The 23,938-nt window shown below is 55.0% G+C and carries 27 protein-coding genes; 13 read left to right on the forward strand and 14 right to left on the reverse strand.

All coding sequences use genetic code 11. The features are described 5' to 3' along the window. Position 1: 1 nt before the first annotated feature. From LKO31_RS09845 to LKO31_RS09865, 5 genes are all read right to left on the reverse strand, one after another. Complete coding sequence (locus LKO31_RS09845; RefSeq protein WP_227690262.1) at positions 2-223, reverse strand: tail protein X; 222 nt, start codon at positions 221-223, stop codon at positions 2-4. Next, the gene (locus tag LKO31_RS09850; protein ID WP_227690264.1) at positions 223-699 is read right to left on the reverse strand and encodes a head completion/stabilization protein; all 477 of its coding nucleotides are present in this window, start codon (positions 697-699) and stop codon (positions 223-225) included. The genes LKO31_RS09845 and LKO31_RS09850 overlap by 1 nt, the downstream gene beginning before the upstream one ends. 102 nt (positions 700-801) lie before the next feature. Next, entirely contained in the window at positions 802-1,830 is a 1,029-nt protein-coding gene (gpM, locus tag LKO31_RS09855; protein WP_227690266.1) for a phage terminase small subunit, read from the reverse strand. Between the two features lie 89 nt (positions 1,831-1,919). Then, entirely contained in the window at positions 1,920-2,957 is a 1,038-nt protein-coding gene (locus LKO31_RS09860; RefSeq protein WP_227690267.1) for a phage major capsid protein, P2 family, read from the reverse strand. Between the two features lie 51 nt (positions 2,958-3,008). Then, entirely contained in the window at positions 3,009-3,854 is an 846-nt protein-coding gene (locus tag LKO31_RS09865; protein WP_227690269.1) for a GPO family capsid scaffolding protein, read from the reverse strand. A gap of 151 nt (positions 3,855-4,005) precedes the next feature. Between LKO31_RS09865 and LKO31_RS09870 the strand changes: the two genes are divergently transcribed. The 7 genes from LKO31_RS09870 (at position 4,006) to LKO31_RS09900 (ending at position 9,557) form a co-directional block, all read left to right on the forward strand. Continuing rightward, positions 4,006-5,832, forward strand: coding sequence for a terminase large subunit domain-containing protein (locus LKO31_RS09870; RefSeq protein ID WP_227690272.1), 1,827 nt, complete (start codon positions 4,006-4,008; stop codon positions 5,830-5,832). Continuing rightward, a complete protein-coding gene (locus tag LKO31_RS09875; protein WP_227690274.1) occupies positions 5,829-6,848 on the forward strand; it encodes a phage portal protein in 1,020 nt (339 codons plus the stop codon). Before LKO31_RS09870 ends, LKO31_RS09875 begins: the two co-directional genes overlap by 4 nt. A gap of 168 nt (positions 6,849-7,016) precedes the next feature. Then, positions 7,017-7,820 carry a DNA adenine methylase gene (locus LKO31_RS09880; RefSeq protein WP_227690276.1) on the forward strand — a complete coding sequence of 268 codons (804 nt, stop codon included), beginning with the start codon at positions 7,017-7,019 and terminating at the stop codon, positions 7,818-7,820. 391 nt (positions 7,821-8,211) lie between these two features. Next, positions 8,212-8,418, forward strand: a complete 207-nt coding sequence (locus LKO31_RS09885; protein WP_227690278.1) for a cold-shock protein — start codon at positions 8,212-8,214, stop codon at positions 8,416-8,418. Between the two features lie 254 nt (positions 8,419-8,672). Beyond that, positions 8,673-8,939 carry a translation initiation factor IF-1 gene (gene infA, locus LKO31_RS09890; protein WP_227690607.1) on the forward strand — a complete coding sequence of 89 codons (267 nt, stop codon included), beginning with the start codon at positions 8,673-8,675 and terminating at the stop codon, positions 8,937-8,939. A gap of 34 nt (positions 8,940-8,973) precedes the next feature. Then, the gene (locus LKO31_RS09895) at positions 8,974-9,126 is read left to right on the forward strand and encodes a hypothetical protein (RefSeq protein WP_227690280.1); all 153 of its coding nucleotides are present in this window, start codon (positions 8,974-8,976) and stop codon (positions 9,124-9,126) included. A 77-nt stretch (positions 9,127-9,203) separates the two neighbouring features. Beyond that, positions 9,204-9,557, forward strand: a complete 354-nt coding sequence (locus LKO31_RS09900; protein WP_227690281.1) for a DUF6481 family protein — start codon at positions 9,204-9,206, stop codon at positions 9,555-9,557. 155 nt (positions 9,558-9,712) lie between these two features. On the opposite strand, the gene LKO31_RS09905 is transcribed toward LKO31_RS09900, so the two are convergent. Next, positions 9,713-9,943 carry a hypothetical protein gene (locus LKO31_RS09905; RefSeq protein ID WP_227690283.1) on the reverse strand — a complete coding sequence of 77 codons (231 nt, stop codon included), beginning with the start codon at positions 9,941-9,943 and terminating at the stop codon, positions 9,713-9,715. Positions 9,944-11,023: 1,080 nt separating this feature from the next. Next, entirely contained in the window at positions 11,024-11,809 is a 786-nt protein-coding gene (locus tag LKO31_RS09910) for a replication protein A (protein WP_227690285.1), read from the reverse strand. A gap of 638 nt (positions 11,810-12,447) precedes the next feature. On the opposite strand from LKO31_RS09910, the gene LKO31_RS09915 reads away from it, so the two are divergent. Further along, complete coding sequence (locus tag LKO31_RS09915) at positions 12,448-12,759, forward strand: EthD domain-containing protein (protein ID WP_227690287.1); 312 nt, start codon at positions 12,448-12,450, stop codon at positions 12,757-12,759. A 150-nt stretch (positions 12,760-12,909) separates the two neighbouring features. Here LKO31_RS09915 and LKO31_RS09920 read toward each other — a convergent pair whose 3' ends face one another. Then, positions 12,910-13,668 carry a glucose 1-dehydrogenase gene (locus LKO31_RS09920; protein ID WP_227690289.1) on the reverse strand — a complete coding sequence of 253 codons (759 nt, stop codon included), beginning with the start codon at positions 13,666-13,668 and terminating at the stop codon, positions 12,910-12,912. Between the two features lie 237 nt (positions 13,669-13,905). On the opposite strand from LKO31_RS09920, the gene LKO31_RS09925 reads away from it, so the two are divergent. The 4 genes from LKO31_RS09925 to LKO31_RS09940 all read left to right on the forward strand — a co-directional run bounded on the left by LKO31_RS09925 (position 13,906) and on the right by LKO31_RS09940 (position 15,639). Further along, on the forward strand, positions 13,906-14,295 hold the full coding sequence (locus LKO31_RS09925; RefSeq protein WP_227690291.1) for a group III truncated hemoglobin: 390 nt from the start codon (positions 13,906-13,908) through the stop codon (positions 14,293-14,295). Further along, entirely contained in the window at positions 14,292-14,591 is a 300-nt protein-coding gene (locus LKO31_RS09930) for a DUF1971 domain-containing protein (protein WP_227690292.1), read from the forward strand. Before LKO31_RS09925 ends, LKO31_RS09930 begins: the two co-directional genes overlap by 4 nt. Before the next feature lie 183 nt (positions 14,592-14,774). Next, positions 14,775-15,020: a hypothetical protein gene (locus LKO31_RS09935; protein WP_227690295.1), complete on the forward strand. Its 246-nt coding sequence runs from the start codon at positions 14,775-14,777 to the stop codon at positions 15,018-15,020. Positions 15,021-15,063: 43 nt separating this feature from the next. Further along, positions 15,064-15,639: a glucosamine inositolphosphorylceramide transferase family protein gene (locus tag LKO31_RS09940; RefSeq protein ID WP_227690296.1), complete on the forward strand. Its 576-nt coding sequence runs from the start codon at positions 15,064-15,066 to the stop codon at positions 15,637-15,639. Here LKO31_RS09940 and LKO31_RS09945 read toward each other — a convergent pair. From LKO31_RS09945 to LKO31_RS09960, 4 genes are all read right to left on the reverse strand, one after another. Continuing rightward, positions 15,605-16,702, reverse strand: coding sequence for a glycosyltransferase family 4 protein (locus LKO31_RS09945; RefSeq protein WP_227690298.1), 1,098 nt, complete (start codon positions 16,700-16,702; stop codon positions 15,605-15,607). The genes LKO31_RS09940 and LKO31_RS09945 overlap by 35 nt on opposite strands. Before the next feature lie 34 nt (positions 16,703-16,736). Then, positions 16,737-17,933, reverse strand: a complete 1,197-nt coding sequence (locus LKO31_RS09950; RefSeq protein WP_227690608.1) for a hypothetical protein — start codon at positions 17,931-17,933, stop codon at positions 16,737-16,739. A 328-nt stretch (positions 17,934-18,261) separates the two neighbouring features. Continuing rightward, complete coding sequence (locus LKO31_RS09955) at positions 18,262-19,038, reverse strand: glycosyltransferase family 2 protein (RefSeq protein WP_227690299.1); 777 nt, start codon at positions 19,036-19,038, stop codon at positions 18,262-18,264. A 166-nt stretch (positions 19,039-19,204) separates the two neighbouring features. Next, positions 19,205-19,561: a hypothetical protein gene (locus tag LKO31_RS09960; protein WP_227690301.1), complete on the reverse strand. Its 357-nt coding sequence runs from the start codon at positions 19,559-19,561 to the stop codon at positions 19,205-19,207. A gap of 256 nt (positions 19,562-19,817) precedes the next feature. On the opposite strand from LKO31_RS09960, the gene LKO31_RS09965 reads away from it, so the two are divergent. Continuing rightward, positions 19,818-20,273 carry an Lrp/AsnC ligand binding domain-containing protein gene (locus LKO31_RS09965; protein WP_227690304.1) on the forward strand — a complete coding sequence of 152 codons (456 nt, stop codon included), beginning with the start codon at positions 19,818-19,820 and terminating at the stop codon, positions 20,271-20,273. A 64-nt stretch (positions 20,274-20,337) separates the two neighbouring features. On the opposite strand, the gene LKO31_RS09970 is transcribed toward LKO31_RS09965, so the two are convergent. Further along, positions 20,338-21,975, reverse strand: coding sequence for an amidohydrolase family protein (locus tag LKO31_RS09970; protein ID WP_227690307.1), 1,638 nt, complete (start codon positions 21,973-21,975; stop codon positions 20,338-20,340). Positions 21,976-22,072: 97 nt separating this feature from the next. Continuing rightward, positions 22,073-23,752, reverse strand: coding sequence for an amidohydrolase family protein (locus LKO31_RS09975; protein WP_407699278.1), 1,680 nt, complete (start codon positions 23,750-23,752; stop codon positions 22,073-22,075). Positions 23,753-23,938: the final 186 nt, after the last annotated feature.

The raw sequence follows: 23,938 nt of genomic DNA on the forward strand, positions 1-23,938 counted from the left end.
ATCAGCTCCACAATTGCACGATTTTTTGTTGGGGCACGGGCTTGGGCAATTGGACGGGCAGAAGTATCACCTGCCCCTCGGTCAGGAAAATATCTTGATCGGCCAGCCCGCGATTAAGCTCTAGCGCCTGATCGACGACATTCTCCGTCTGGCCCAAGACGCGCCAGCACAAGGCATCCAAAGTTTCGCCCTGAAGCGCGGTCGCGGTGAAAGTGTCGGCCATCAGATCAGCTCCACCGCTGTGCGCTTTACGCCCTTGATGGCGCGAATGGCGTGGATGGCGGTGCGGCGATGGTCTTCGGCGCGGTCGTCCAAGGCATCGCCGCGCGATTGGCCGGTGCCGGTGGCGGTTACGTCGCGGTGCGTTTCGATCAATTCCGCCGTGGCCAAGGCATAGATGGCCTGACGCCATAGTAGCGCCAAGCGCGCCTTCCCGCCGATCATGGCGGATGGCACATCGGCCAAGCGGACAGCCCCTGCCCGTTCCGCTGCCCCGCGCCATGCACCAAGGTCGCCGTCCGCCGTCAGCACCGCATTTTGCAGGGCCATTTCAACACGCGGATCAGCGATCAACGTGCCGCCGATCCGCTGGGTATCGCGAAAGTGATTAATATCGAGATCAGGCCAAAACGGCCCGCAAGCGAGCATCTTGCCTGCGGGCGTGACTTGCGGTGCGGGTGAGCTGACAAAGCCGGACATGGTCTTCGCTTTCAAAAAGTGGGGGGTGAGGATCTGGCGAGCAGGCAAAGGGCAAAGCCCCGTCTGGTCCCTGAACCGCCCCCCGGCGCCGGGGGCGATCTGTTAATCCTTGGGGCTGTCGTCCGCCGCGTTACCGGCATCAGCGGCGGCATCGGTATCCGCTTTGCTGTCAGCATCCAGCGTGATGACATGCTTTTTCAGCCAGCTTTCGACGCGTTCAATATTCTTTTTGACGCCGCTATTCTTGTCCAATTCCAAGGCGCGGCGCAGCAGATCGAGCGCGGTGCGGCGCGCGGCGGCGGGCTTGCCGGCCTTGACCGCTTCGTCGTCGCTGTCCGCCGCCTCGGCACCGCGCAGCAGATGCAGCGCGGTCGCCTTGGCCATTTTGGCGCGGACCTGATCCGGCATATCAAAATCGGCGGTCAGCTGGGCCGCGCGGTGCAGGATGGCGACATCAAAATCCTTGGAGACCCCATCGGCCCGCAAGCCTGCCTCGGCCACATTTTCGCAAATGATGGTGGCGGGGGTGCGGACGAAATTCTTGATGGCTGGCAGGCGCAGGCCGTGGCGCAGCATATGTTCGGCAATATCCAACCCGCGTTCAAAATCGCCAATATCAAAGCGCCAGATCATCATCATGGCGACGATTTCATCTTGCACCGCTTTGCCGCTGTCCACCGATGCTTCGAGCGTGGCGTCGACATGGGCGTCATATTTGCTGATCATATGGCGCTTGGCTTCTTCCTTGCGCTCGGTGCCTTGCAGGCTTTTCAGCGCGGCTTCATCTTCGCCCAGCGCGGCGAGCAGCAATTCATATTCGGTTGCGCCTTCGCCGCTGCGGCTGCGGTCGGGCGCGAGGCCCTGTGCGCCATGTTCGTCAATTTCTAGCCGCGCCAATTTGCGCTGGCGCAAGCTGGTAGCGGGCGAAACGTCGGCGCTGGCGGCGTTGGCATTGGCGGGATCAATGCTGGCAACTGGCGCGAGCGTGTCTTGGTCAAAGGGCTGGGCCAAACGTTCGGCGCGGCGCGCTTGTTCGGCGGCATCGGCTTGTTCCCGCGCGGCGACGGCGACCGCTGATGCGGCCTGTAGGGTGGCCAGCTTTCGCAGCCGGATTTTCGCAGCAATGGACATGGTGCGGACCTTTCAAAATGGGGGAAAAATGGGGCGGCGCGGATCACCATGCCGCCCCCCAAAATCAGGAAAGCGTTGGGGGAACGTCGTTAGCCGCCGCCGCCGCCAGCGGGCGCGGCGCGATATTCGATATTTTCGATCAGCATCGCGAAGTCATAATCTTCGATGACATAGGCATCGTTGGACGATTGATAGTCTTCGATACGGTCGCGTTCTGGCTTGTCCTTGATATGGCGGCGGCGCTTGCCCGCCTGTTCATAGATGGACAGATTGTCATAACGGGTGATGAAAATCTTGCCGTTCGGCATGAAAGGCAGCTGCTCGGCTGGCAGATTGCCCAGACGCTTGGTCGACATGATGGTATCACGCGCCACCTGTTCGGTGGGATCGCGATCCGCATTGATCAGCGGGAAATATTTATCATGCAGCAAATCCGCGCTGACAAAGGCGCGCAGCATGGTGTCGCCGCGTGCCCAGCTGGGCAAATGCGTCTGCATGGCATCATAGACCAAGGCGTCCAGCGTGGCGAAGTCGCCCCCGGGGCCATAGGTGACCTTGTCCGCCACCGCGACGCCTTCGTCCAGCACATGGTCGGGCTTGTCGGTGCGCAATTTTTGCAGCCAGCCGATATTCACATCTTGGCGCAACGGATTGGCAACCGAATTGCTGGTCGCGGCATAGCTGGTCCCGTTGAGGCCGATCAGAATATTATCGAGCGCCTGACGTTTGATGATCTGATTTTGAATGCGCGTCTGAAAATCGGGGAATTTGGCCCACGCATCGAGCAGCGCATAAGTGATATGGGTGTCGCTGTTATTTTTGCGGCATTCATATCCATAGGCGTCCATATTGGTGGGCGACACGGTGGTGCGGGTGCCATTGCCGCTGGTGTCGGTGTTGGACGCCAAGGGGCCGCCAATGCCAAGGCCCAGCAAGCCGCCCTTCATTTCATCGACAGGGATGATGTTGATGCGGCCGAGAAACTCGCTCGATTCTTGGCGCTTGTCGATCAGCTTTTGTTGGATGCTGGGGTCCACGCTAAATTTATGGGCTGGGTCCGTGATGCTGTTCAATTCAGCCTGACGGTCCAGAAATTCATTATAGAGAATGCGGGTTTGTTCCTGCATGACGTCGATCCTTGATATTGTTTTTTGGCGGATGAAGGGGGCAGCGGCGCGTCAGCAATCCGCCAAGATACGGTCGCCGCCGCCAGTGGCAGCAGGACGGGCGGTGAATTTGCGGACCGGCGCTTTTTCCAAATCGCCCTTCAGTCCGCTCAATTCCTGCGACAGCGCGGCAATGCGGGCGTCTTGCTTGGCGGCAACAGATGCCTGAAGCTCGGTCAATTTGGTGAAGCCTTGTTCCATGGCCGAGGCCAATTGAGCGAATTGATCGACAGGCACAGGCGGCGCAGCGGGTGCGGGTGCAGGCGTGATGACCGTTTCGCTGCCACCCGCCATCATGCCGCTGAACAGCTTTTTCAGGAACGAACCGGCTTGCTTCAGTTCCTCATCGCTGCTGCCCGCGTCGGCAAATTCCATGATGAAGCCCGCATCATCCACGGCCAGCAGATGATCTTTCTTCGCATCATCGCGCGCCGAGAATTTGAGCGCCTCGGTCGCCAGACTGGCGGGGCTATCGGTCAGCGCAAGGCCGACCAGATAGGCTTTGTTGGTCTGGGCAAAATTGGGCTGAATTTCGACGCTGGAGAAAATCTTTTGATCGTCTGCGGTCAGCTGCTTGGCCTGATCATTCACGTCAAAGCTGGCATAAAGCGCCAGCTTCTTTTGGTCCTTGCCGCCAATGTTCAGCGTGATTTCTTCGGTCTTCACCTCGGCAATGCTGCCATAAGCGTTGAACGGGGGATTGGGCGAATAGCCGCGCAGATGCTCGACATTCAGGCGCGCCGTATAGGTGGCGGGGTCATAGCTGGCGGCCATCTGTTCCAGATGCTTACGCTCGATATTGCGGCCATCAATGGTCGGCCCCTCGACCGCCACACGGAAAAACTTGGTACGTGCCATGAAGGCGGCTCCTGTTCAGATATTCAGACTGAGCGAATGAAAGCCCAATAAGCCGCGCGCGCGTTCCTTTCTCAACGGCCCCCTTTTGTGGTTCTGCGCACCACAAATGCGCGGGCGGGATTGATGCCACGCGCGCGCGCAAAATGCGGGCATGACCCAATCCGCCGACACTTCATCTATGCCCATTCCCGCCGCCATCCCCTATGATGCGCGGCGCGTGGCGCGCGCCTATTATTGGCGCGGCTGGGGCGTGTCAGACATTGCGGACGAGCTGGGCCTGTCCGCCAACACCGTCGGCGCGTGGAAGACGCGGGACAAATGGGATGATGATCCGGTTATCCGCCGCGTCGAAGATAGCTGCGAGATGCGGCTTAATCAGCTGATCTTCAAAGAAAAGAAAACGGGCAGCGATTTTAAGGAGATCGACCTGCTGGGCCGCCAGATCGAGCGTATGGCCCGCGTCCGCCGCTATGGCGAGGACGGCGGCCATGAAGGCGACCTCAACCCCAATGTGGCGAACCGCAACGCCAAGCCCAAGCGCACACCCAAGCGCAACCTGATCACGCCCGATCAGGCGGAAAAGCTGCGCGCGGCCATGGCCGATCTGGCCTTTGGTTATCAAGAAACATGGTGGACCAACATCAATCGCAAGACGCGGTTCTTGCTGAAGTCCCGCCAGATTGGCGCGACATTTTGGTTTGCGCTGGAGGCCCTGCTGCGCGGGCTGGAGACCGGCAACAATCAAATCTTCATCTCCGCCAGCCGCGCCCAAGCCAATAACTTCCGGTCCTATATCTGGCAGTTTGTCCAGAAGGTGCTGGAGATCGACCTGAAGGGCGAGCATCTGGTTATCAGCCGGGGTGAAGATGCGGACGGCAACCGGCTCGAACCCTTTACCATGTATTTTCTGGGCACCAATTACCGGACGGCCCAAAGCTATCATGGCGATGTCTATATCGACGAGGTGTTCTGGATACACGGCTTTGACCAGATCGACACCGTCGCCTCGGCCATGGCGGCGCAGAAATTTTACCACATCACCTATTTCTCGACGCCCAGCACGATCAACCATGAAGCCTATAAAAAATGGTCGGGCGAGTGGTTCAACGAGGGGCGGCCCAAGAATGAACAGGTCAAAATTGACACCAGCCCTGCCGCGCTGAAGGACGGCGTGCTGGGCGAGGACCGTATCTTCCGCCATGTCGTGACCATCCATGATGCCGAGGCGGCGGGATGCAATTTGTTCGATCTGGACGATCTGAAATTCCGTTATTCGGTCGACCAGTTTAACAATTTGTTCGGCTGTGATTTTATCGATGACAGCGCCAGCGCCTTCCCGCTCGCCATGGTGCGCCCCGCCATGATCGATAGCTGGGAAGTCTGGAAAGATTTTAAGCCCTATGGCCTGCACCCTTACGGCGATGGCGCGGTGTGGATTGGCTATGACCCCGCCGAAAGCGAGGATGGCGACAGCGCCAGCTTGGTGGTCGTCGCGCCGCCGATGAAGGCAGGCGGCAAGTTCCGTGTGCTGGAAAAGCATAGCTGGCGCGGCAAGGATTATGAGGCGCAGGCCGCAGAAATTAAGAAGCTGACGCGCAAATATCATGTCACCGAGATCGCCATTGATGGCACCGGCATGGGCAGCGCGGTCTATCAGCTGGTGGTCAAATTCTTCCCGCTGGCGCGGCGCATCAATTATTCGCCGCACGTCAAATCGGAAATGGTGCTGAAGGGCAAGAATGTCTTTTCGCGCAGTCGCATCGAATTTGACGCGGGCTGGACCGACTTGGCGCAGGCGCTGATGTCCATTCACCCCCAGCTGACCAAAGGCCAAAAGACGCTGACCTATGTCGCCCGCCGATCCGCCGCGACCGGCCATGGCGATTTGGGTTGGGCGCTGCTCCATGCGCTGAGCTGTGAACCCTTGGACGCCAATGATGGCGGCCACAAAAAATCCACTGTGGAGATTAACCGATGACCGAAGCCGCCGCCGCCACTTCCTCTGGCCGCGCCACGGGCGTCAGCGCCTTTGCCATTGATGATGCGGTCAGTGTGGTCAATCGGCGCGAATTGCTGGGCTATGTGGAATGCAGCTGGACGGGCCGCTGGTATGAACCGCCCATCGCGCCCAAGACGCTGGCGCAGCTGCTGCAAGCCAGCGCCCATCATGGCAGCGCGATCCGCGTCAAACGCAATTTGCTGGTCAAGCATTTCATCGCGCATCCCAAATTGAGCGCGGCGGAGTTTGGCAAGTTCGCGCTCGACTTTCTGGTGATGGGCAATGGCTTTCTGGAAGATGTGCCCAACGCCTTTGGCCGCACCGCCCATTATGCCAACAGCTTGGCGGTGGGCACCCGCCGCGCGCGGGACGGGGAATATTATTTTATCGAGAAATTTCGGGAACCGCACAAGTTTAGTGCTGGCAGCATCTTTCATTTGATGGAGCATGATGTGGCGCAGGAACTTTATGGCAAGCCGGAATATCTGGCGGCGCTGCAAAGCTTACTGCTCAACGAAAATGCCACGCTGTTTCGGCGGCGCTATTATCTGAACGGCGCACATGCGGGGTTCATCTTTTACCTCAGCGAAACCGCGATGAACGACGAAGATGTCGACCAAATCCGCGAGGCGATGCGCGAGAGCCGAGGCCAAGGCAATTTTAAGAACCTGTTTCTGCATGTGCCCAATGGCAAGAAAGACGGCGTGCAAGTGATCCACCTGTCCGAGGTTGCGGCCAAGGATGAATTTCTGAACATCAAAAATGTGACCCGCGATGACGTGCTGGCCGCGCACCGTGTGCCGCCCCAGCTTTTGGGCGTGATCCCGCAAAATAATGGCGGCTTTGGTGATGTGCGCACGGCGGCGGAGATTTTCTTTCAAAATGAGATTGAGCCGCTGATGGCCCGCATGGCCGAGGTTAATGATTGGGCGGGCGATAGCATCATCGCTTTTGCCCCTTATCAGGTCAGCAGCGCCAGCGCGCCGTCCGCCTGATCGTCCACCCTGCCCGATCTGGGCGGGGGGAAAGGGCGTAGCACCGCCCTTCCCCCGGCAAAGCTTCCTTGCCGCAATCCGGCGCGCGATCTGCCGCGCCGAATCGTCCCGCCCTGCTCAGCTGAGCGCGGGAACGTTTAGTGAACAAAGCCAAGGAAGCAAGATATTATGAACAGCCTTGAGGCGGTCTCCCCCGCTCTGCCAGTTGCGCCATATTTGGGCGGAAAGCGCAATCTATCCAAGCATTTGGTTAACCGAATTAACGCGGTCGACCATCAAAGCTATGCCGAAGTGTTTGTCGGCATGGGCGGTGTGTTTCTGCGCCGGACCATGCGGCCCAAATGCGAAGTCATCAACGATATTAGCGAAGATGTGACCACGCTGTTTCGCGTGCTTCAGCATCATTATTTGCCCTTCATCGATATGATCCGTTGGCAGATCAGCAGCCGTGCCAATTTTGAAAAGCTGACGCGGCAAGACCCGTCGACACTTACCGACATGCAGCGCGCGGCCCGCTTCCTCTATCTTCAGCGGCTGGCCTTTGGCGGCAAGGTCGCGGGGCCGCGCACCTTTGGCGTTGCGCCGGAACGTGCCGGTCGTTTCGATGTCAGCAAATTGGTGCCGATGCTGGAGGATCTGCACGAGCGGATGACCGGCGTGATCATCGAACGGCTGGACTGGCGACAGTTCATCGCAAGGTGGGACCGGCCGCACACCCTCTTTTACCTCGACCCGCCCTATTATGGGAATGAAAAGGATTATGGTCCGGGCATCTTCAGCCGCGACGACTTTGCGGAAATGGCCGAGCTGCTGGGCGGCATCAAGGGCCAGTTCATCCTATCGATCAACGATCATCCAGACGTGCGCGACATCTTCGCCGCCTTTGACCAAGAAAAAGTCCGCGTCCGATACACGGTCGGCGGCGGCGCATCGGCCAAAGATGCGGGGGAATTGGTGATTAGCCGTATCTGACATCGCCAATAAGATCGCGGGGCCGCTGAAAAATTCAGCGACCCCGCTTGCCCAATATGGTCTTTACCATCAGCCTTCAGCGCAAAAAACTTCAAAAAAGTCACATTTTTTTGTCAGTTTAATAATAAAAATTATGCAATCATTCAGAATTTCTTCTTAAATCAACGATCAACAAACCAGCGAAGTGCACTGTTGATTACAGCATTTATAATTTAATCTGATTAACCCTATCAATTTTAGGATAAGCTGCTATAACGTTTTTGCTGACGTCGCATTTGACGGATATCGGGCAGCTTAATGCCCCCCCTTTGTCCCTTTTATAGCACTACAGAAGCTGGGGTGTGCCGCTGTTGGCTCACGCCCATCACACTATGGGATAAAGGATATTCTCATGATCACTGGTACAGTAAAGTTTTTCAACGTCGATAAGGGTTTTGGTTTTATTGAGCCAGAAGATGGCAGTGGCGACGCGTTCGTACATATCACAGCCGTTCAAAACGCCGGTATGGCCACGCTGAATAAAGATCAACGCGTTTCCTATGAATTGGAGACTGACCGTCGCGGGAAAACCTCGGCCGTAAATCTGCAAGCTGCATAAAATCGAGCGCGGCGAGGCGGAACACCACTTCGCCGCTTTCAAACAAGTGGGCATGCGCGGGATCTCCGATAAGTCCATCTATCACATCGATGGATCGTCTGCCAATCAGTGGCGCGCCCCATTCACGCCAATGAGCGCGGTCCAATATAGCGATTTACCGCATCCTATTCAGGCGGCGCGAACAGCAAAATCTTCGCCTCATCCCTTCGCGTATTTCCGCGAACGAGACCGGTGAACATCTTTCGGAAATAATGATGGCTAAAGAAGAATTGTTGACGATGGAAGGGTTCGTTGAAGAACTCCTGCCAGACGGCCGCTTCGCCGTTCTCCTTGATAATGAGCACAAAATTATCGCGTATACTGCGGGTAAGATGCGGAAATTCCGCATTCGAACAGTTGTCGGCGACCGTGTTCATGTAGAAATGACGCCTTACGACCTGACAAAAGGTCGTGTCGTCTTTCGTGAGAAAACGCAAGGTCCAAGTGGCGGACCAAAACGCCGCAGCCAATTTAAAAGATAGAATGTTGCGGCATAGGCCGCGACCCAAGGAAAATATGAACTATAATAATCCAGCCGCTACACATGATTATACGGCTGAAACCGATGCCGCCCCAAGTGGGAGCATGAACGTTGACACCCAGCAAGCACGCTTTGGCGAACTTACGCGCGGTGACTTACGCCAATTAGTGGCGGCGATGGTCGATTAACCAGCCGTTTAGAGGGTGCGGGCGCCAAGAAACAGCCCGCCCAACACATCATGTCAGCGGAAAAAGAGGATATATATATGCACGGCTATAAAGAACCCACCCTTCAAGATCGTCAGGCCATTGCACGCAGTGCAAAAGACAAGGCTCTGGCCCAATTGCGCGCACGCCCTGCCATTGATCCGGCAGAAAAGGCACTACGCATGGAGCGCCAAGCTCAAAAGGATGAAGCGTTGGCCGCGAAACGCGCTGATGCGCAATTTGCCAAAGCAGCACAAAGTGAAGCCAGGAAAGAAGCGGCGGCCGTAAAAGCTGAAGCGACGAAGCAGCAAATGGCACGCGAAATACAGAAGATCGCGCCGCGCACCCCATTAGAACTCAAAGCAGCACGCGATTTGCGCTATGCGGCGCGGCAAGCTCGTAAGGGCAAATAAACCTACTTCTCGATGATGCCAAACCTTCCCATGGGTTGGGAGCTAGTTCACGAATGATTGAACAGGTTTGGCACGACGAGCTGGACATTCCAAGACGCATGAAGAGGGCATCCCACTTCAGCTAGAAGGCTACCCTCATTGGATCAGCTATCGGATCAAGCGCGGGCCAGCTCCGCCTCCTCCATCGCAAACTCCATCATAATCGCGATGTCCACCTTGTCGCGTGGTCTGGATTTCGCTTCTCTCTTCTCAGATAGAACTGCTTCAGCCTCCCACGCGGTGGCCGCTTTAATCGCGATTTTCCGACGATTTTCGAGAGGTTCGTTCAGAGCTTTGGCACGTTGCAGTTCGGCCTGCTCGCGGCACTGGGTTGGAGACATTCGCATAAGCTACCCTCTTATCGTTGCATATTATCCAAGCCCGGTACGATGCCGGGTTTTTGTGAAGGCTTTGATGCGTTCGATTTAACCTTCTCCGCTTTTGGCTTACGGATTTCACGGTTAGATTTTTTCTGTGATTTAGCCATAAATCTTCTCTCTCATTGATGAGCGAGCTACAGCGATTCATTCTTTAAGCAGCCACGGCGATGTGAAACTTCTTGGAATGCAGCGCAAACGCTGACTGGTAGCTCGAAGAATTTGACCATAAAGATGGTCGGGATATGCGTCGTAGACGGAGCAGCCGCTACAATCTGTGCTCAATATCGAGCATGTCCTGCCTCAGAAAAATCAACCAAATGTATTTTTGACTGTGAAGAGACAATGCGTACATATCCGCGCCTTGTAGGGCGCAGAGGGCATATAAATAATATGGCTGTTCAGGCGTCCAATTACAAGGGCACTCATCCCTAAATATCAAATATAATGTTTAAGCAAATAGTTTAGAAACATGTCGATCTAAACTATTATGGAATAGTCTGTTTAATTGTAATCTAGTCAATGGTGGGCTCAAATCACGAATGATTTACAGAGCCACTCAAGCGCACATCTTAACTGACTTGGTACGATATCAGCGCCGGTGATCCGAAACGAACGGCCCTGCCACTAAACTTCCTCTCCCACCTCGTGCCAAGGCTGCGGCCGCAGGTTCTCCCCCGCCCTACCCCTAACTATCACCGCACCCAACTGAAAGGGCGACCTGTGCGTCGGTAACCTCTCCGCCTTCAAACCCCACGCGCCGCAATCAGCTCCCCTCCTCGCCTGCACGCTTTTGGTGTCGGTTTTCGTGCATTCGCCCACGTGCCGTGCGCCTTAGAGCCGCCTAGCTTTGCGTCACATTCACATTGAAATGTGAGCCGTGCATTTCCGTGCACCCACGGCGACCTTTCACCCCTCGCTGTTGCCCGCGTTCCACGCGAGCTTTCGCCATGCGCCCATTGGGGAGCATATGCGGCATCAACGATGCCGCTTCTGAGCTGTCCGCTGGACGCCATATCTGCTGGTCTGCGACCAGTTTCGGCCCAATCCCTATAATGGCGCACGGCGAAGCCGTTCATTATTAATAACTATGTCAGGATTCTGACCGCTTGGTGAACTCGCGTTATCCTCAATCAAGCGCCCTATGCGAGCAAGCGTTTCCGCCAGCGGATTTTGACCGACTATCACCGCCATGCGCTCTTCCATTGGCAGGCTTTCCAGCATTTCTTGTTCTTGCGCCGCTGCTTGCTCACGGCGATGCGCGTCATCAGCGGGCAGTGGGCGCTTCTTGCCGGTGATGAAGTCGACGACCTTCTGCGCCGCTTTGGGCACACACAAGCGATAGGCGTTGGAAATCTGGCGGACCTGTGGCCCCCATCCTTCATTTCCCGTTGGTTCGGTGCGCCGCATCCACTCGATAAAGCCATGTTCGCGCAGACGCGCCAAGGCCGCACAAATGGCGGCGCGCGAGCGTTGCAGTTTGCCCATCAAAAAGTCGATCGAAGGCTCAAGGCGACCGGTCTTATAATCGACGATCCGGTACATCTCGCGCACGATTTCAAGCGCGACATGGCCCAGCGGACCATTGCGCTTCCCTACTTCTTTATTTTGCCGGTCATAAGTTTCAGCCGCGCGAATGCGAGCCCATTTCGTTTTGGGATCAACAGGACGCCAGAAACGCCCCTCCCTCTCGCCAGCGTTGAAGCTATTCCGGCGAACAGGTTGAAAGGTCCGACGCGCTTTCGACTTTGACTGGATACCCGTTGCAATTTCATAGAGCGAACGGGCACTTTTTGCATTTGGCAAATCACCCGTAAGTGATTGAAATTGCGTCATGCGACTTCTCCGCATTGGGAGAAAAACCGATTATATACAAAAGCCTAGATCAGCTTTGTAATCAGGGGGTCACGAGTTCGAATCTTGTAGCCGGCAACATTATTTTATATGGTTTTTTCTTGAGTTAAGATAAACTTACGAGCGGCATTGTGGCGCTTAGCCGGCCGCTTCCATACTCTGCTCAAGCTTTTCCGTGGCGCTTTCTGCGAGCTTTCAACCATTGTGCAGAAAGCGGGCGCAGAGGATATTTCTGACGCTCTTCACACTGGACAGGTGATCCTGATAGCTATGCTTGGCCCGTCCATGCGGTGCGCCCATTGGACTGTAACCTATGTGTGGGCATGAATCCCCGTCTGCGTGACGGGGCGTTCGGGCATGAACTGGGTACGCACTGTCCAGCTTGAGGCTGCACCCGCCGATAGATTCGACCAGCACCCAGGGCCCTACCGCCAGCCCATCTGCACCTTCGGCGTTGCATCTTTGGCCGGAATGGCCAGCACGCTAAACTGCCTCGTACAGTTTTCATCTTCAAAGGGAGACTGATAAGCTTTACTAAGCAATCTCATCATGAAAACGATAAATATTTGGGACGAACAATCATGTTAAAGGCAATAGCACTTTTAAAACGGAAAAACGGCATGTCGCATGATGATTTTGTCGAATATTATGAAAATAAACATGCCGTTCTGATCCGTAAACTTCTCCCCAATATCGTCGATTATCGCCGAAACTTCGTCGAACATGAAACGGCATTTGTGAACGCCGCCGTTGCGCCTATCGATTTTGACGTGGTCACGGAGATCTTTTTTGCCAACCGTGCGGACTATAATGCGTTTCTAGCCAAAGCCGCAGAAGCTGAGATTGCTCAGGCGATTGCGGACGACGAAGAAAATCTGTTCGACCGAAGCGCAACCCGTATGTTCGTCGTGGATCAGCCCAGCGGAACGTAACGCAAGAACAGCCTACGCACCCCGCCGCTCACGATAATTTTGCCAAGCGCCGATCAAGGACGCGGGCTAGGATCGGCAGATATTCAGACCGAAAAAACGCCGAGGCTATTCACCACGGCGCTTTTTCATGAACATAGCATTCAGCAGAGCTTACCAACTGGTGAAACCGCCATCAATGCTCAGCGCTTGGCCGGTAATGAAGTCAGACTTATCCGAGCACAGCCAAATCACGGCTTCTGAGATATTACGCGGCTTGCCCAGATGCCCCATCGGCGTCATTTGGGCCAACTGATCCATATCCTGTTGATTTTCGGGCGCGCTGGTAATGGCTGTCTCGCCAATCCCACCCGGACAAACAGCATTCACCCTTATGCCGCTGCGCGCGTAATCAATAGCCACAGCCTTGGTCAGGCCAATCACTCCAAATTTGGATGCAGAATAAGCTGCCAAGCCAGGGCCGCTGACGACGCCCATCGTGGACGACGTATTAACAATAGCCCCGCCATGTCCTTGGCGCATCATTTGCGCACATTCATATTTCAAGCAGGCCCACACACCTTTCAGATTAATGGCAATGGTGCGATCCCAATCGGCTTCACCCATATCAGCAATGGCGGCCCCGCGCGGTGCGATACCAGCATTGTTAAAGGCGCAGTCCAGTTTACCAAAATGACCAACCACAAGATCGACAAGGCGCGCGACATCCTCTGTTTTCGATACATCTGTCTTTATAAAAACAGCCGCTCCGCCCAACCGGATAATTTCTTGCGCTAGTTCCTCACCCGCTTCGACAGCAATATCTGCCAGCGCGACGCGCGCACCCGCTGCCGCAAAATCCAAAGCAGTGCGGCGACCAATCCCAGTCGAAGCTCCTGTTACAATCGACACCTTAGCTTCTAACAGCGACATATTTACCTTGTCTCCTACGGCCCAATCCGCATTTTCAACGCATCAGAAGGAGAAGTACATCAACCGCGCCGCAAGTCACCTTCCATCAATGCTGGGTAAGCCCTATATCATCGCCGACCGATGCTCCCCCAAATTCTTGGCGTCGCGTCGTCTCGACTAACTTTTCCTATCACAGCTAAATTCTGCTATAGAGTGTGCGCTAGCATGAATGATGAATAGGCGGAGCAAGCGGTTTCTATGACCCCACCCACCCCCATAAGCGAGAGCGATATCGATCGGCTAATCCCTGAGTTTTACAGCCGCATTCGTGTTGAGCCCGTGCTTGGGCCAATTTTCAATGCCGCCATTTCAGATTGGCCAGAACATTTGGAAACGCTGAAATCCTTTTGGTCGTCCATCATCTTGGGCAGTGGGCGCTATAAAGGACAACCGATGGTTCAACATCTGCTGCACCATGATAAAATGACCATAGCAAATTTTGAACGCTGGCTGGCCTTGTGGCAGCAGACGACCAATGAATTATTGCACGCCGATCAAGCCACCGCCCTGCAAGCCAAAGCAGAGCGTATTGCCGAGAGTTTGCGGCTGGGCGTAGAATTTCGCCGTGATAAAGCGTCACTCTCATGATCACCGAGCTGCCAACTGAGCTGCAGGCCTATAAACGAACCCCCACCTTCACGCAGGCCACCGTCCCGACCGGACTATTATCAGACCATCATACAAAAGATGGGGTATGGGGTTTGATTCATGTCGAAGAAGGCTCCTTACGCTATCGCGTGACGGACCCTCGGCGGTGCAGCAGCGACACGATCTTAACGGCAGATCAGCCACCCGCTGTGGTCGAACCAACGATCCGTCACCATGTCGAACCCATTGGGAATGTGCGTTTCTATGTAGAGTTTTTGAAAGCACCCCCAGCTTAATATCCCCCGTTTTCAGCCCCCTGCCTATCCATTGTATCGATGACCGGCCTTGGCGGGCATCAACGTTTCGCGATCTCGCGTTCACGCATAATTTCCCCTATACGCCCCAATTCAGCCGCCTCCCCTAACCCGAAAAAAGGATGCCACGACATGCCACGCCGAAAGGATATATGGAGATGTGGTTTGGTCATGGAGCCTATCGAAGCGGTGCTATCCAAGGGCGGCATCACCGATCCGGTTCACTGGCTTCCCGAAGAACCAGCTTTTCAATTTATCGCCGACCCCTTTGGGTGGCGCGGAGCGGATGGGTTGCTGCATATTTTTGCAGAACATTATGATTATCGCACGCGGCATGGCACCATTGAACTGCTCAGCCTAGACGATCAGTTGCAATTGCAATCACGGCGTCCCTGCTTAACAGAGGCTTGATCTTTCTTACCCACAAGTTTTCGCGGGTGAGGGTGGCTTGTGGATGCTGCCCGAAGCCCATCGGTCGGGAACGCTAACCCTATATCGAGATTTTGGCGGGCTGGCAGACTGGCGCGCCGAATGTGAAATTCGGCTGGATTGCGTGCCGGTGGACGCCAGTATTTTCTATCATCAAGATCGCTGGTGGCTGTTTTACTCACCCGCAACCAGCAAGATCACAAAACAATCGCATTTGCACGTCGCATGGGCATCCGATTTATGCGGGCCTTGGGTGACGCATCCTGCCAATCCCGTCCGAATTGATCGGCAATCAGCACGCCCAGGTGGCCAGCCTGTCATCATCAACGGACGCATCATGTTGCCCGTACAAGATTGCAGCGACACTTATGGCGGGGCCTGTCGGCCGCTGTGGATCGACCGATTAAATGACAGGGAATTTCAAGCCGAAATGGGCGACCCTCTATCCCTCCCCTCCTCCGCCGCTCCCTATGTGGAGGGAATGCACACATTGTCCGGCTGCGGCGATATCACCCTATTTGATGTGAAGCGGATCGACCGCTCCCTCAAGGGACTAGCGCTCGACCTTAGGCGGTCTCTCGGCGGATATGATCGAGAATAGCCGTTCCGGTCGCGGCAAATTTTTCCTGTGAATATCGCTTCAACATGACATTGCGCGCAGTTTGGCCCATGGCCGCCAACTGGTTGGGGTCGCGCAGCATGTCCTGCAATGCGCTGGCCAATTGCTGTGCGTCATTAGGGGGAACTAAGGCCCCTGTCCGCCCAGTGTCGATGGACCATGGCAATTCCCCCACCGACGACGCAATCACGGGCAACCCCGCCGCCATCGCTTCATGGGCCCCAATGCAAAACCCCTCGGATCGGGAGGGTTGCAAATAAAGGTGCAGCGACGCCAAAAACGCGCGGGGCTGATCCACATAGCCGATGAAATGGATATTGGTGATTCCGGCCTGTTCGGCTTGGGCCTGTAGGGCCGCCCGCTCTGCGCCATCCCCCGCAATCGATATCTCGAACGGAATGGGCGAGGCAAAGCCCGATGCCTTCATCAGCGCCAAAGCTTCGATCAGCACATCATATCCCTTCACAGGATGCAGACGGCCCAAGGACCCGATGCGCAAAACCTCCCCTTCCCGCCAACTGCTGGCTTGCGGCATATCGGGGTCGGCGGCAAAAATCGGCCAACAGGTCAAGCGGTCATCGCTCACCTTCAATCGCTCTTTGGTCAACTGAGTGACGGAATAGGAATCCCCCACCCACAATAAGGCGCGGCTCGACAAGAGACGCAACAAACGGCGGTTCCATGGCTTTAGAAAAGCCGCGTGCTGCCAACTGATGACTGGCAGACCCAATTTTGGACCCAACAACAGACCCAAAATAGTGGCGCGGGACAAGGACGTCCAAATATGGGTCGCGCCCCATTCGGTCAGTTGATGGCGCAGCCACCGACTGGCTGCAAAATGGTCGCCTTTTCCACTTTCGCGGACCAACGGGTTCAGCCCTGCTTCAACCATCGCAGGTAATCCGCGCCGGTCCTGCGGCGTTAACGCAAATACGCGAACTTCCGCGCCATAGTCGCGCATAACCTGTGTGATAGCGGGAACTGGCTGCGCAGCCCCGCCGCCTTCCACCGAATTGATCACATAAGCGATCCGCATTTGTGTCATTCAGCAAAGCTCCGCTGGTGCCGATGGATATTGTTCACGCCGTCACCTCACCCGCGGGCCTCTTGATCCCAGTCCGCTTCCGGTCTGCCAGCATCGCAATGACGTCCGCTGCGCGCTGGGACGACGCGCGGGCATCTAAGTCAAAACTATCGGCGAAAATCTGTTGCTGGATCGGCAAATAGCGGTTGGCATGCAATTCCTCGGCACGGTCCAGCGCAGCGCCCAGTTCGGATGGATGCGAAATGACCTCTCCCGCTTGCCAATGAGTATAGTTCAGATCACCTTCCCATTTCACTCCATGGCTGTTCAAAAAAATACAGGGCCGCGGACGATATAAAAATTCATAAATCTGACTGCTGGCATCCCCCAAATAGAGGTCTGACGCCATCGTATAGCTCATGTCTGTCGACGCTTTGCTGCCCAGATCGATATGAATATTGTCCCCGCGCAGATAATGGTTGCTGATCGTGCCCGCGCGATCCAGCGACAATTTATCGATGGTCAACACATAGGGGCGCTCAAATAGCATGATATGCGGCGCAAAAATCAGCTTGCGTCCATCATCCTTGCGAAAATGGTCCAGCACTGCCCGGCCATGTTTATACCAAGATGACAGATGGGGTGCGGGATGGGGATTGTACATGATGATGGGCCGTTCAGTGGCCCCGCGCTCGCGAACAGGCTGTCCTATCAACGCGTCAAATTTGGGATAACCCACAATGCTAATGGCGTTCGGGTCAACTTTCGCTTCCTCGATCAAGCGCCGCCGAATTTTGTCACCGGAACAAAGCACATGGTCGAAATCTGCACTGGATTTATCAAAACCAATCGCCCGATCACCTGCCCCGTGCCGCGTGTGCACCATGACCAAATCATGCAGCCCATAGTGAGACTTCAGCAGCAACGATGTTTTTTCCGAAACCACCAAAATGTCGAGGCTTTGAAAAAAAGCTATATTATCACGGTATACCAGCAATTTAGACGCTGGAATCACCTTGCCCAATATCCCGCTCCACCGCTTGGACCGAGGGGCTAGTTCCAACGCAACATGCTGGATGGATGTCCCCAAAAAGGCACCCGCTAGTCGCTGTACCTCTGCGGCCATACGATCATTGGTGGTCGCGACAATGATCTCGCCTGCAAACCCGCCTTGCGCCAAGGCCATCGCAATAGGCAAGCTATGCGCAACTTGGTGGATTTGATCATGGTTAAATAGAAACCCTATGCGCATCGTCATGATCGCCCCATCCATGTCCGATTTCGACCAGATTCCATCTTTTCCGCACCTTGTAGGCCCACGCCCGCCAAATACCCAAGCTGTTCTACCGGAAAATGGCCGTGCTTATAAGACAGCAGATCGTCTACTCTCCGTCACTACAGACGGGTCTACCAACGTTTCATTTTCTCACTATCGGCGGTATTTATGGCTCCAGCGAGAAAATATCAACTCGCCGAGCAAAAGGAACGCCAAGACAGCGGTGGTTCCATGAATAGAGTGCCATACTCGCTTTCATACCGATACGCCCCGTATCAGTCACTCTGCCTTTCCGGCTATCACCCTACTCCCAGCTTTTTTCCCTCAACGCTTTTGCGTAACATCCTCTCTTTCTCAACTTTGGGCCTAAAAAGTCGTAAAAGAACCAATCCATTCCGCGCTGGGGCATATAGCGATATAATAAGCGCTCAAAGCCTGTCCAAGAAACGGACGTTCGGCATGTTCGTCGTTCGGATGGAAAACAAAAATGTTCGCGATGATATATGGATTGCCCATGCGGGCTAAGCCGATGAACAATTTCATGATCTCCAAGGGTATAAGGCCAGATTCCGATATCGAAGCCGCCAATTTTTTTGACGATATCGGTCCGATACGCCTGCGCATAGCCACCCGCATGGCATTTGGATGCAAATTTTTCGCTTTTTCGCAGCACAAAATCCTTACGCTTTTCATGCGCCGCCGCATCTTTCCCGTAAAGATCAACCGCCATAACCGACGCAGCAGATGGATTTTCTTGAAATAACCTAATAATATTACCTACATAATCTTGTGGGTAAATGGTATCTGCATCACAGATTGCAACATAAGGTGTTTCCACCATATTCAGTGCATGTTGCATAGCATGATTTTTTCCTGCCACGTCGCAATGCGTTGCAATGAATCGTGCTCCAAGAATGGAACCGGCCAGTTCCGCTTCTGCACCACTGTCATCCGTGGAGCCATTATCCACGACTAATAGCCTAAAATTCTGATTGCTCTGACCAACTATAGTTTCAACCGTTTTCCCTACCCATCCTTTTTCGTTAAAAAATGGGATAATAATGGTCAACAATTCGGACATTATTCTTGACTTTCAAGACGGCAGCAAAAAGCTACACCCTAGCTAAATAGGGATACCGTCAAAGTCTACAGAAAATGTCCGGATGGCGGGGCAGCGACAAGGGCGTCAAGGTCGTCCCATCCGCACCACAGGGCTGCCCCGCCCCATGTGACACCGCCGCCCCTGATCAGCCAGCTAGCGCATATTGCTTTGCCGCCTGCGCCGTATCAGCGGCACGATCGCAAATCACTTGATCAGGACGCACAATAAACGCCCGATCAAAGGCCGCGTGATCCAGCCCCCCCTCGGCGGCAGGAAAGACCGCAACGAAGCTTTCCGTTTCCAGCGCAATCTTACCGATACGTTCCCGAAAACGTTCCGCCATCGATATCCGGATCGGACGCGCCGCCAAGATTTTGTTCCAACTGTTCCAGCTAATGCCAACACGCAGCATGATTTCTGACTGGCTCCCCACAAAGGGGGCGATCAGGGGCACCAGCGCGGGGTTGATCACGCACATATTCTGTCGGGGGGTTGTCGTCATTTTCTACCTCGGTCCAATAAACGGGAATGTTCCTGCGGGGGGCAGGCGATCTGTTTTTTTGGGCTCGGCTAGACCGGCCATCGACCCACTTCGCACTCAGAAAATTCGCACCCAGCGCCACGCCGGAAAACTTTCTTGAGCGAAGCGAAATTATGAAATTGCAAATTCTCCGCATTGCTGAAACAGCATAAAGTCTAACTCCAAGAGATTCTAATAACCTTCTTATCTCTAAAACTATCGGGACGTAGGACATCAGATGCTCACAGAAGCTGACCGGCGGATATTGCGGTTGATCCAGCGCGAAGGACGCATCACGAATCAAGAATTATCCAGCCGTTGTGGCCTCTCTGCCTCGGCCTGTTTTGACCGCTTAAAGCGGCTAAGGGACCAAGGTTATATTCGTGGCTTCAGCGCGGACCTCGATCCGGCAAAACTTGACCGATCCTTGCTGATCTTCATCGAAGTTTTGATGGACCGCACCACAGGTGAAATATTCCAAGACTTTGCCGAAGCCGTCAAAGTGATGCCGGAAATATTGGAATGTCACATGGTCGGCGGCGGCTTCGACTTTTTGCTAAAAGTTCGCGTGCGGGACATGGCCGCATACCGCGCCTTTTTGGTCGAGACCTTGGTTCGTATTCCCGGTGTCCGTGAAACCCGTACCTATGCGGTGTTGGACGAAGTCAAAAACTCCACGCATTTGCCCATTTGACCATCACCACAAAGGCTCAAAAAAGGCGCTGGGCGACAAACCCAGCGCCTTTTTCGTCAGGGAATTATTGTCCTACGCGTGCCTTTTCAGACGACACCATCGAACGAACTTCTGCCAACATCTTTTGCGCGTCGTAAACGATACCGTCCTTGATGGTATATTTCACACCGCCAACGCGCTCCAGCTTGCCGGTTTCGTCGCTCAGGCGCTGGAAGCCCGTGCCGTACAACGTCTTCAGGTTCTGCATCGGATTTTCCGGTACAATCACCAAGTCAGCCAACATACCATTGCGGATGGCACCCATTGGGGCGTCTTGGCCCTTGGGTTCATACAAGGTCTGTGCGCCATGCGTGGTCGCTGCACGGAAGATTTCCAGCGGCGAGAAGCCAGCTTCACGCAGCAATTCCAATTCTTCGACATAAGCGAAGCCATAGGTTTTGAAGATGAAGCCGCTGTCCGTGCCCACGGTCACGCGGCCACCGATATTCTTATAGTCATTCACCAGACGCAGGAACAGGCCATAGAATTTCTTCCATGCGAATTCATTGTCGCTGGTCCAATCAAAGAAATAGCTGCCATGATTGTCGCGGGTCGATTGGAAATATTTCCACATTTGCGGCGTGGTATATTCGCTGTGCCAATCCGCATTGCGGGCGCGCATCAAATCGCGCGACGCAGCATAGATGTTAAAGGTCGGGTCAAAAGTAACCTTATTGGCCTTTTGTGCTTCCAGATAATCCTGCCATTCTTTGCTGCCAGGCTGATGCACTTGGTTCCAGATTTCAGCGACTTCGCCAAAGCGATGCTGTTCGTTGTTATAATCATAGCCAGATGGGAAATGCTGGATCGCACGATCTTTCAGCAAGGATTCCAAATGACCATAATAATGGGTGATGGTGTGAAGGCCATTTTCGCCAGCCTGACGGCCGTTGAAATTTGCTACGCCCGTTTGCGCCAAATGCGCCGTTGTGCCGAGGCCCAATTTGCGGGCTTCGTCGATGGCAGCGGTAAACACATCCGGTGTTTCATTCGGACGGTTAAAGAATTTGATGCCGTCGATGTTATTCTTGGCGGCCCAGCGCACCCATTCACGCGCCTTCAGCGGCGTGTTTACTTCGCCGCCGGCCCAACCAGCACCCAGTGTTTGATAGTTAAAGATACGCGGAGCCGCGATTTCATTGCGGGCCGAACGATTTTTTTCCGCCGATGCCGTCACAGGGTCGGCCAATGGCACACCGCGAACGGTGGTCACGCCATGCGCCAACCACAGCTTATACGCATAGCTGGCGTTGGGTGCCTTGTCGCTGCCGGGCAGGTGGACGTGCATGTCCGTGAAACCGGGCAGCACATACATGCCGGTCGCATCCAATTCATAATCCGCATCGCTAGGCGCACGGTTGGCCTTGGATGGCAGACCCGGCCACCCCGATTGGTTGATCGAAGTGATACGGTTGTTTTCAATCACAATGTCATAGCGTCCACGCGGCGGCGCGCCCGTGCCGTCGATGACCGTAACGTTGCGAATCACCATCTTGCGGAACGGACCAACGCCGTCGCCTGCACCGCGCGCGGGTGCGCCGATGTTGACGGCCTTCGCCAGTTCTTCATGCTTTTTCTGGTCGTCCCAATGAGCCGATGCAGGAACCGCAAGCAACGACCCCACCAAGGCTACCGACGCCACTTTGGCAAATAAACTTTTCATATCACATTTCCCAAACACATATTTTCGCCAATGTTATTTTTTCGCTGATGTCACAGAGCGGGCATGCCCCATATGCGCCATGCCCGCCCCCTGTTCATCAGGGCATGGTCACGCCTTCTTCTGGGCGGCCCATGCGCCGTTTTTCGGATTTCACCATTTCGGCTACGTCGGCCAACAAAGCCTTGGCATCATAAACAATGCCGTCCTTGATGGTATAGCTGACGCCGCCGACCCGTTCCAATTGCTGCGTTTGCTCATTCAGACGCAAGGCACCCGTGCCATAAAGCGTCTTGAAGTTTTGCAGTGGGTTTTCCTTGACCAGCACCATGTCCGCCAATTTGCCAACCCGTACCGTGCCAATCGGCGGCGCATCATTGCCCTTGGTTTCATACAAGGTCAGCGCACCGTTCAGCGTGGCGGCCTGAATCACCTGGCTAGGGTTAAAGCCAGCCTCTTGCAGCAATTCCAATTCTTCGACGAAACCAAAGCCATAGGTTTTGAAGATAAAGCCACTGTCCGAACCCGTAGTGACACGGCCACCAATGCGCTTGTAATCATTAATCAAGGCCATGAATTTCTTGTAGAAATTACCCCAGCGAACTTCTTTTTCGGTGTTCCAGTCAAAGAAATAGCTGCCGTGGTTGATGCGCGACGATTGGAAGAAGTCCCACATTTGCGGCATCGTATATTTGCCATGCCAGTCGGCATTGCGCGCGCGCATCAAATCGCGCGACGCCGCGTAAATGGTCATGGTGGGATCGAAGGTCACACCATTGGCCTTTTGCGCCTGCAAATATTCGTTCCATTCCTTGGTGCCGGGTGCAAAGCTTTCGCGCGCCAAATTGGCAACATCAGCGAAACGCCATTGTTCGTCGTTGAAATTATAGTCGGGATGCCAATCCTGCACCGCGCCATTTTCCAACAGGCTTTCCATATGGCCATAAAAATGGGTGATCGTCCCAAGGCCAGCTTCACCCGCTTCACGGCCGCTCATACGCGCGACACCAATTTGCGACAAATGGGCGACGGTGCCGATTTGCTGCTTCTTGGCTTCGTCAAAAATGGCGCGCAATGTTTCAGGCGGCTGGTCAGGATTTGCCAGCAATTTGATGCCGTCAATGCCATCCTTGGCAGCCCAGCGCACCCATGCGCGGGCTTTTTCCGGCGTGTTGGTCAGACCGCCGGTCCAGCCCTTGCCCGACCCCATGGCGACATAGTTAAAAATGCGCGGGGCAACAATTTCATTGCGGGCCGAACGCACTTGTTCGCTCTTGGCAAATTCATAAGATCCAAGGCCCACGCCGCGAACAGTTGTCACACCATGGGCCAGCCATAGCTTGTAAGAATAGCTGGCGTCAGGCGCCTTATCCGCGCCAGCCGCGTGAACATGCATGTCCACAAAGCCAGGCAGCATGAACATGCCCGTGGCGTCCAGCTCATAATCCGCATCACGTGGTCCGCGCTGGGCGGCCAAGGGCAGGCCCGGTGTACCTGCGTTGCGAATTTCGGTAATGATGTTGTTTTCAACAACCACGTCCACGGGACCACGCGGCGCGGCGCCGCTGCCGTCGATCAGGGTCACACCGCGAATAACCATCTTGCGGAACGGACCCGCGCCCTCACCCGCCTTACGGGCTGGTGCCGGAATATTTTCTGCTGCTGGTGCAACAGTCACACCATTTGAGGGTGCTTCTGCGACATGGGCTGATACGCTGCCACTCATGCCGAAAATCGCCGCGCCGCTCAACAGCAGCGCGCGGGTAGCCATAGTCTTCATCCCCATCATTCCACGCCCCTTGATAGAACCGATTCACCCTGACCGGCCTTGTATATCGAAAGAATGAAAGGGGCCGATGGCCACCGGCCCCCTCTTTGTCATGACGCCATGGTCATGCCGAACATCACGCCCATGCAGCCGGGCCCAACCCCGCCCGCCGTCACGATTTTATGATCTGCCCTCAAA

Source organism: Sphingopyxis yananensis, assembly GCF_020687785.1.
Classification (GTDB): Bacteria; Pseudomonadota; Alphaproteobacteria; order Sphingomonadales; family Sphingomonadaceae; genus Sphingopyxis; species Sphingopyxis yananensis.